Source organism: Streptomyces sp. NPDC107471 (assembly GCF_055582845.1).
Genome location: NZ_JBVJPC010000001.1, coordinates 394,509 through 403,272, shown reverse-complemented (window position 1 = coordinate 403,272; position 8,764 = coordinate 394,509). Strand labels below are relative to the sequence as shown.

The 8,764-nt window shown below is 75.8% G+C and carries 6 protein-coding genes; 4 read left to right on the top strand and 2 right to left on the bottom strand.

Annotated elements, in window-relative coordinates:
- The first annotated feature begins 216 nt into the window (after positions 1 to 216).
- Positions 217 to 804, top strand: coding sequence for a TetR/AcrR family transcriptional regulator (locus ACZ66S_RS01785; RefSeq protein WP_469898937.1), 588 nt, complete (start codon positions 217 to 219; stop codon positions 802 to 804).
- A gap of 14 nt (positions 805 to 818) precedes the next feature.
- On the opposite strand, the gene ACZ66S_RS01780 is transcribed toward ACZ66S_RS01785, so the two are convergent.
- Both ACZ66S_RS01780 and ACZ66S_RS01775 read right to left on the bottom strand, forming a co-directional pair.
- Entirely contained in the window at positions 819 to 1,022 is a 204-nt protein-coding gene (locus ACZ66S_RS01780) for a hypothetical protein (RefSeq protein ID WP_469898936.1), read from the bottom strand.
- 95 nt (positions 1,023 to 1,117) lie between these two features.
- Entirely contained in the window at positions 1,118 to 2,545 is a 1,428-nt protein-coding gene (locus ACZ66S_RS01775; RefSeq protein ID WP_469898935.1) for an MFS transporter, read from the bottom strand.
- A gap of 101 nt (positions 2,546 to 2,646) precedes the next feature.
- Here ACZ66S_RS01775 and ACZ66S_RS01770 point away from each other — a divergent pair, with 101 nt between their 5' ends.
- The 3 genes from ACZ66S_RS01770 to ACZ66S_RS01760 all read left to right on the top strand — a co-directional run bounded on the left by ACZ66S_RS01770 (position 2,647) and on the right by ACZ66S_RS01760 (position 8,398).
- The gene (locus ACZ66S_RS01770) at positions 2,647 to 3,543 is read left to right on the top strand and encodes an MmyB family transcriptional regulator (RefSeq protein ID WP_469898933.1); all 897 of its coding nucleotides are present in this window, start codon (positions 2,647 to 2,649) and stop codon (positions 3,541 to 3,543) included.
- Positions 3,544 to 3,655: 112 nt separating this feature from the next.
- Positions 3,656 to 4,144 (top strand): hypothetical protein, encoded by a 489-nt coding sequence (locus ACZ66S_RS01765; RefSeq protein WP_469898932.1) that lies wholly within the window; start codon positions 3,656 to 3,658, stop codon positions 4,142 to 4,144.
- A gap of 9 nt (positions 4,145 to 4,153) precedes the next feature.
- Positions 4,154 to 8,398: an HAD-IC family P-type ATPase gene (locus tag ACZ66S_RS01760; protein ID WP_469898931.1), complete on the top strand. Its 4,245-nt coding sequence runs from the start codon at positions 4,154 to 4,156 to the stop codon at positions 8,396 to 8,398.
- Positions 8,399 to 8,764 lie beyond the last annotated feature (366 nt).

The window sequence follows — 8,764 nt, the reverse complement described above, 5'->3', positions numbered from 1 at the left end:
GGTCGCTGCTGCGGGTGGGTGGGGGCTGGTCGCGCAGTTCCCCGCGCCCCTGGGTGGGTGCCGTGCGGGTCGGCCGAGAGGTATCCGTCCCGTGGTGAACGCCGTGCTGCCGCTCACTGCTGCGGGTCGCTTTTCCGTGCCGCTTGGTGGGGGCCGTGCAGGTCGGCCGAGCTGTATCCGTCCAGCGGCGAAAGCCGTACCAGGTACCGTCTAGGCATGTCCCCGACCACCGAGATCCTGACCGCCGAGCGCATCCTCGAAGCCACCGAGGAGGTGCTGCGCCGTCACGGCCCGGCCAAGGCCACCGTGGTCGACGTGGCCCGCGCGCTCGGCGTCAGCCACGGCAGCGTCTACCGGCACTTCCGGACCAAGGCGGCGCTGCGGGAGGCGGTGACGAAGCGGTGGCTGGACCGGACCACGGGCATGCTGGCCGAGATCGCCGCCCAGGACCGCGCCCCGCAGTCCCGGCTGCGGGACTGGCTCGCCGCCCTCTTCGAGGCCAAGCGCCGCAAGGCGGGCGGCGATCCGGAGCTGTTCGCCACGTACACGGTGCTGGCCGGCGAGAGCGTCACGGCGGTCATCGAGCACCTCACCGAGCTGACCGACCAGCTCACCCGCATCGTCCGGGACGGCGTCGACGCGGGCACCTTCACCGTCGCCGACCCGGCCGTCGCGGCCCGGGCCGTCTTCCAGGCCACCGGCCGCTTCCACGACCCCGCCTACGCCGGGGAATGGGAACAGCCGGAAGCCGAGGAGGAGTTCACGGCCCTGGTGGACCTGCTGCTCCGGGGCCTCACGGCCTGACCCCGGCCACCGCGCTACGTCGACGGGTCCACCGTCGCCTGGTGGGCCTCCGCGAGATGTTCCTCCGCCTTCAGCCAGGGCAGGAACTGCGCCGCCCTGCGCCAGCCGCAGGTGTCGCACCTGATCGTGCGCTGCGCGCCCTTGCGTTCCACCTGGACCACGTGTTCGCGCCCGTGCTGGTCCCAGCGGCTCACCCTGCTCGTGCCGATCTGCACCATCTGCCTCGCCTCCGGCCAGAAGTGTGCAGCAAGAACAACATCAACAGCGGTATCTTCACGGGGCGTTCGCCAGGACATGAGCCGGACCGGGCCCGTCAGTCGATCGTCCGCGGCAGCCGCAGACTCAGTACGCCGGTCAGGGCCACCCCGGCCAACTGGACCAGGAGCGTGGTCACCAGGGCGTCCCGCATGCCCATGCCCGGCACCAGGGCGAGGAAGAGAGTGCCCAGCGTGGCCACGCCGAGCGCCAGGGCCGCCTGCTGGGTGGTGACCATCACGCCACTGCCCACGCCGGCCCGCGACGACGGCACCTCGGACAGGACGATCCGGAAGACCACGGGCAGTTGGAGGGCCTGGCCCACCCCGGCGATCGCGCCGCCGGGCAGCAGGGGGAGCAGTCCGAGGTCCGGCCAGGAGGAGCGGGCCGCCAGGATCATCAGCCCCAGGCCGACCGCCTGGACCAGCGCGCCCGCGGTCACCACCCGGGTGCCGAAGCGGGCGATCAGCCGGGGCCCGGCGACCGACGTGAACAGGAACGTCACCGCGAGCGGGACCAGCGCGAGGCCCGCCTGGACGGGACTGCGGCCCGCCCCCTCCTGGAGGGCCACCGCGATCACGAACATGAAGCCGGCGAAGCCCATCGAGAACGGCACGATCACCAGCAGGCCGCGACGCAGGGACACCAGCGCGAACAGGCTCGGCGGGACGAGCGGCGTACGGCCCGCGCGGTCCGCCCGGCGCTCCACCGTGAAGAACGCCCCCGCGAGGAGCGGGAACGCCGCCAGCGACAGCCACGTCCACAGCGGCCAGCCCGCCGCCCGGCCCTCGGTCAGCGGGGCGAGCAGCGCCAGCAGGGTCGCCGCCAGCAGGACCGTGCCCGGGCCGTCCACCGGCTCGGGGCGCGGGGAGCGGGTCTCCGGGACCGTACGGGCCGCGAGGAAGAGGCCGACCACGACGACCGGGACGTTCACCAGGAACGCGGCCCGCCAGCTCGTGCCCGCGATGTCGGCGGCCACCAGGACCCCGCCGAGGATCTGGCCCGCGACCATGGCGAGGCCCGCCGTCGCGCCGTACAGGCCCATCGCCCGGGCCCGGCGGGAGCCGGCCGTCGCCGACTGGATGGTGGCGAGGACCTGCGGCAGCATCGCGGCCGACGCGGCGCCCTGCGCGACCCGCGCCGCGACCAGCGTCCACGCGGTCGGCGCGAGCCCGCACGCCAGCGAGGTCAGCCCGAACGCCAGCATGCCGCCCAGGAACAGCCGGCGGCGCCCGAAGAGGTCACCGAGCCGGCCGCCGAGGACGAGGAGGACGGCGTACGCCAACCCGTAACCCGCCACGACGAGTTCGAGGACCGACTCGCTCGCGGAGAGGTCCGCGCCGATGCTGGGCAGGGCGACGTTGACGATGAAGAAGTCGATGAGGGGGAGGGCCGCGGCGAGCAGCACCGTGAACAGTCCGAGGCCGCCCAGCTCGGATGGCGCGGCGGCGCGGACGGGGCGTGGAGTCGTGGTTTCGGTGGTCACGTCCCTGAGCCTGCGCCCCCTGCCAGACGGGTACCAGAGTCTTCTTATCCTGGTAGAAGAACCACCTGGCAACAGGGTCCCGGTGGAGGCAGGCTGGAGGCATGACCACCATGGCCCAGGAGGCAGCCGTACCGGCGACCGCGTCGCTCTCCGTGATCCGGCGCCATGAGCTCGCCGCCTTCCTGCGGCACCGCCGCGAGCACATCACCCCCGAGCAGGTCGGCCTGCCCCGCGGCCGCAGGCGCCGCACGCCGGGCCTGCGCCGGGAGGAGGTCGCCCAGCTCTCCGCGGTCGGCGTCACCTGGTACACCTGGCTGGAGCAGGCCCGGGACATCCAGGTGTCCGTGCAGGTCCTGGACGCCCTGGCCCGCGCCCTGCTGCTGGACCCCAGCGAGCGCTCGCACCTCTTCCAGCTCGCCGGCGCGGTCGACCCGACCCCGGCCACCGTCTGCCCGTCGATCACCCCTGCGGTCCAGCGGGTGCTCGAACAACTGGAACCGCTCCCGGCCTGCGTGCAGAACAGCCGCTACGACATCCTCGCCTACAACCGCACCTACGCCCTGCTGCTGTGCGACCTGGACGCGGTGCCGCCCGAGGACCGCAACTGCATGATCCTCTCCTACACCAACGACGACTGGCGCTCCTCGATCGTCCACCTCCCGGAGGCGCAGCGCCTGATGGCCGCCCGCTTCCGCGCCACCATGGCCGGGCACCTCGCCGAGCCCGGCTGGAAGATGCTCCTGAAGCGGCTGCGCACCGAGTCCGCGGAGTTCCGCGAGGTCTGGGACCGCCACGAGGTCGTCGAACACCGAGGCCGCCGCAAGGAGTTCATGAACCGCCACGTCGGCCGAGTCAGCGTCGACCACACCGACCTCTGGCTCGGCCCCGAGGCGGGCCCCCGCCTGGTGACCTACGCCCCCGCCGACGAGGAGTCCCGGCGCCGCCTGGAGCGGCTGCACGCGATCGCCCTGGAGCGGGTGCCGGCCGTCCGGAGCTGAGGTCACCCGCACACGTCCTTCCCGTCCCGGTCGCCGCAGGTGGGGGTGAGTCCCCGAAGGGCGGGAACCCGGGCGGTCCGAAGGACAAATCCCCCCACATGCGAGGCGAGCCATGGCCGAGCAGAAGTCGTCGCAGCAGGCAGCAGAACCGCGGTCACCGGCGCAGGGGCTTCCGCAGCCGCTGCGGGCGGCCGCGTCGGTCCTGGGGAAGGTGCCCGGGGCCGGGACCGTGGGCCGGGTGGCCGAGGGAGCGCTGGACCGGGTCGGGGCGGTGTCCCCCCGCGGCCGACGGCTCGCGGTGTACGCCGGGGCCGGAGTGCTGGGCGTCGCCGGAATCGTCGAGTGGCCCGTCGCGGTCACCGGGGCGGCGGTGGCGTGGCTGACCCAGCCCAGGCCGGGGGAGCGGGCGGAGTCCGGCGACGAGAGCCGGCCCACGCCCCGCGTCCTGGCGTCGACCCACGGCAAGCCGGACGCGTCCCACCGGGCGTCCTCCGCGCCCCCCACGCCCTCCGACAGGCTCCCCGCGCACGAGACGGCGACGCCGTCCGGGCGAGGCGGCCCCGGCGGCGCCGCCACGGGCCGTACCCGAACCGGCGACTGAGGACGAGCGATGAACCGAGGACTCACGACAGCAGCCGCGGGCCTCGTCCTCGCCGGCCCGCGCCTGCTCGCCAGGGGAACGCCCACCGCGGTCGGCGTGGCCGCGGGGGCGGTGGCCGGCACGGCACGGGCCGGTGTGCGCACGGCGGACTTCGCGGCCCGCACGACCAGGGCCGCCCGGGCCGCCCTCCCGGGCGCACCCCCGAACTGGCGGGCGGGCCGGCGCGTCCACCTGCCCCTGCGCGCGCAGGCGGACCCGGCACACGCAGGACACGCCCCGACCGAACACCGCGCCCGCCGTCTGGTCACCGCCCTCGCCGAGCATCCCGACATCGCGCTGGCCTACTGGGACCAGGGCCTCGGACGGCTCGTCGTGACCGCCGCGGAGGGAGTGGCCACCGAGCGCGTCGAGAAGCGCGTCGCGGCGCTCGCCGAGCGGTACGGGCTGGTGGCGGACGACCAGGACGTCGAGGAGCTCGCCCATCCCGGCGACCCCGGCTCCGTGCGCACCGCCGCCCTGGCGCTCGGCGCCGACGCCGTCGGATGCGTCGCCGCGGTCACCGGGTCCGCGCTGAAGCTGCCCGCCTCCCCGCGGCCGGTGACGGCGGTCGTGACGCTGCTGCGGGAGAACCCCCGCTTCCGGGGCTGGCTGCGAGGGCGGCTCGGCAGTGCCCGCATGGACGTGACCCTGGCCGTCGTGAACGCCGCCGTGCACGGGGCAGGACAGAGCCCCACCTCGCTGCTGCTCGACGGGACGCTGCGCTCCTGCCAGTTGACCGAGGCCCTCGTGCGGACGGCCGCCTTCGAGACGGTGCACGACGACCTGTGCGTCCCCGACCGCGCCGGCGTGCCCGCCGACCTGGCCCTGCGCCCGCCGCCGCGCCCCTCACCCGCCCAGGAGTACGCGAGCCACGCCGCCGCCGGCAGCATCGCCGGCGCCGTCGCCGCGCTCCTCGTCAAGCACGACGTGACCGAGGCCGCGGAGGCCGTCCTCGCGGGCTCCCCCAAGGCCGCCCGCTACGGCCCCGCCGCCTTCCACGCCGTACTGAGCACAGCCCTGTCGCGGTCCGGCGTCCTGGTGCGGGACCCGGACCGGCTGCGCCAACTGGAGACCGTCGGCACCGTCCTGCTGCACCCGAGCGCCCTGCGCACCCCGGGCGCGGGCGCCGACCCCTGGGCCGAGCCCGTGCTGGACGCGGCCCGGCGCGCCGGACTCCGGGTCGTCGTCCTGGACGACCCAGCGCTGGCCGACTTCACCGGCCTCGCCGACCAGGTCGTGGACGCCGGACGGCCGTTGCCGGAGATCGTCGACCGACTCCGCGGCGACGAGGGCGGTGTCCTCACCGTCGCCCGCCCTGCGGACGCCGACGTCGTCGCCGGGCTCCTGCGGGGCGACGTGGCCGTCTCCCTCACCGACGGCGGCTGCGCGGTCGCCTGGGGCGCCGATGTGCTCGCCCCGCACGGACTGCCCGACGTCTGGCGGCTGTTGACCGCCGTACCGGCGGCCCGCGCGGTCGGCCGCCGCTCCCAGACCCTGGCCCGCTCGGGCGCCGCCCTGTCCGGACTCCTCGTCGCCGTCGGCGAGTCGGGCCGCAGCCGACGCCGTACGGCACTGCCCGGCCTCCGGCACGCACCCGTCGACGTGGCCGCGGCCGCCGCCCTGCTCACCGGCGCCCGCGCCGCCCTCCGGGTGGCGGCAACGGGCCTCCCGCACCCGCGCCCCCGGGTGGCCTGGCACGCCCTGGACCCGGACGACGTACGCGACCGGCTGGAACAGCAGGCACCTCCGGAGCCGACGCCCGTCGAGCAGACCACCGCACGCGTGCGCACCGCCGCCGACGCCGTCGTACGCCTGCCCGTGCTGGCCCCCGCCCGGTGGTCGGCGCAACTCGCCCGGGCCGTGCGCGGGGAGCTGGACGACCCGCTCACCCCCGTCCTCGCGGTCGGTTCGGCCGCCTCCGCGATCCTCGGGTCCGCCATGGATGCCCTGCTGGTGGTCGGCGCCCTCGACCTCAACGCGCTCGTCGGCGGCCTCCAGCGGCTGCGCGCCGAACGGGCCCTGTCCGGGCTGCTCGCCCAGCAGAAGCAGAAGGCCCGGGTCGCCGAGGAGGACGCGGAACCGCGCGTCGTCGACGCCGCCGGACTGCACCCGGGCGACGTCATCGAGCTCACCCTGGACGACGTCGTGCCCGCCGACGCCCGACTGCTGTGGGAGGACGGCCTGGAGGTCGACGAGTCCGCGCTGACCGGCGAGTCCCTCCCGGTGGGCAAGGGCACCGACCCGAGCCCGCGCGCCCCCGTCGCCGAACGGCACTGCATGGTCTTCGAGGGAACGACCGTGGTGGCCGGGAACGCCCGCGCCGTCGTCGTGGACACCGGCGACCGCACCGAGGCCGCCCGCGCCGTCGCCCTCGCCGCCCGCACCCCGGCCGCCGGCGGGGTCCAGGCCCGGCTCCAGGAACTCACCCGCAAGGCGATGCCGCTGACGATGGCGGGCGGCGCCGCGGTCACCGGGCTCGCCCTGCTGCGCGGCACACCCCTGCGGCAGGCGGTCAGCGGCGGCGTCGCGGTCGCGGTGGCCGCCGTACCGGAAGGGCTGCCGCTGGTCGCCACGGTCGCCCAGCTCGCCGCCGCCCGCCGGCTCAGCGCGCACGGCGTCCTGGTCCGCGCCCCGCGCACCCTCGAAGCCCTGGGCCGCATGGACACCATCTGCTTCGACAAGACCGGCACCCTCACCGAGAACCGGCTGCGCCTGGTCCGGGTCGCCGACGCGGACGGCCGGGTCCGCGCCGCCGACGAGCCCGACGCGGACGGTCCGCTGCGGATCGCGGCCCGTGCCTGCCCCCAGCTCGACGGCGACTCCGAGCAGCGCCCGGCCCACGCCACCGACGAGGCCGTCCTGGACGCGGCCGCCCCCGACGAGGAGTGGACCCAACGCGAGGGCCTGCCCTTCGAGGCCGGCCGCGGTTACGCCGCCGCCGTCGGACAGGCCGGCGACGACTCCCCGGTCCTGGTGCTCAAGGGCGCCCCGGAGACCGTCCTGCCCGCCTGCGCCGACCTGCCCGCCGACGCCTCCGAGCGGGCGCAGTCGCTGGCCCGCGACGGCCTGCGGGTCCTCGCGGTGGCCCGGCGGCAGCTCGCCGCCGACGAGAGGACCGCCCTCGGGGAGCCGTTGCGGGACCTGGAGTTCGTGGGTCTGCTGGGCCTCGCGGACGTGGCCCGGGACACCTCCCCGGACCTGGTCCGCGGACTGCGCGAGGCGGGCGTACGACCGGTCGTGCTGACCGGCGACCATCCGCAGACCGCCCACGCCATCGCCACCGACCTCGGCTGGCCCGAGGACGCCGTGGTCGTCACCGGCGACGAACTGGCCGCCGCCGACCGCTCGGCCCGCTCCCGGATGCTGCGCGACGCCGACGTCGTGGCCCGGGTGGCGCCCGAGCAGAAACTCCAGGTCGTCGAGGCCCTCAGGGACGCGGGCCGGGTCGTCGGCATGGTCGGCGACGGCGCCAACGACGCGGCCGCCATCCGGGCCGCGGACATCGGCGTCGGCATCAACGCCCGCGGCTCGGCCGCCGCCCGCAACGCCGCCGACCTCGTCCTCACCGGCGACGACCTCACCGCCCTCATCGAGGCCGTGCGGGAGGGCCGCGCCCTGTGGCACAGCGTCGCCGACGCCATCGCCATCCTGATCGGCGGCAACGCGGGCGAGGTGGGCTTCGGCATCCTCGGCACCCTGCTGTCGGGCGCGGCACCCCTGTCCACCCGCCAGATGCTCCTGGTGAACCTCTTCACCGACCTGTTCCCGGCGATGGCCGTGGCGGTCACGCCGACCGAGAAACCCACGGCGGACAACCCCTCGGTCGACACGATCCTGGGCACCTCCCTCACCCGCCAGATCCGCGACCGCGCCCTCACCACCTGCCTGGGCGCCACGGTGGCCTGGCTCATCGGCCGCTTCACCCCGGGCACGGCCCGCCGCTCGACCACCATGGCGCTGTGCGCGGTGGTCGGCACCCAGCTCGCCCAGACCCAGGCGGACCGCCGGGAGAGCCCCCTGGTCCGCGTGACGTCCCTGGGCTCGGCGGCGGCCCTGGTCGCCCTGGTGGAAACCCCAGGAGTGAGCCAACTCTTCGGCTGCACCCCCCTCGGCCCCCTGGCCTGGACAGGAGTGGCAGCGGCAATAGCCCTGGCCCTGGCAGGCCAACGTTTCGTACCAACAGTGGAGCGAACGCTACGGAGCCACCTGTCGTGAGCTCCGCCCGGACCGGTGGTGCGTGGGCGCTGTCCCGATTCGGCCGAGGTCACCCACCCAGGGGCGCGGGGACCGCGCGCGACCAGCCCCCACCGGCGCGCGCCCGCAGCACTACGCGCTGCCCCCCGCCGGAGGAGGCCGTGCTGCCCCGACTCCGCCGAGGTCACCTACTCAGGGGCGCGGGGAACTGCGCGACCAGCCCCCACCGGCGCCCGGCCGACGGACTACGCCAACCCCGCCGGAGGCCTACGCGCTGACCCGACTCCGCTCAGGTCACCTACTCAGGGGCGCGGGGAACTGCGCGACCAGCCCCCACCGGCGCCCGGCCGACGGACTACGCCAACCCCGCCGGAGGCCTACGCGCTG

Excerpts from the sequence above, each read along its gene's own strand:
- ACZ66S_RS01785 (WP_469898937.1), top strand. The coding sequence starts at position 217 with ATGTCCCCGACCACCGAGATCCTGACCGCCGAGCGCATCCTCGAAGCC.
- ACZ66S_RS01780 (WP_469898936.1), bottom strand. The coding sequence starts at position 1,022 with ATGGTGCAGATCGGCACGAGCAGGGTGAGCCGCTGGGACCAGCACGGG.
- ACZ66S_RS01770 (WP_469898933.1), top strand. The coding sequence starts at position 2,647 with ATGACCACCATGGCCCAGGAGGCAGCCGTACCGGCGACCGCGTCGCTC.
- ACZ66S_RS01765 (WP_469898932.1), top strand. The coding sequence starts at position 3,656 with ATGGCCGAGCAGAAGTCGTCGCAGCAGGCAGCAGAACCGCGGTCACCG.
- ACZ66S_RS01760 (WP_469898931.1), top strand. The coding sequence starts at position 4,154 with ATGAACCGAGGACTCACGACAGCAGCCGCGGGCCTCGTCCTCGCCGGC.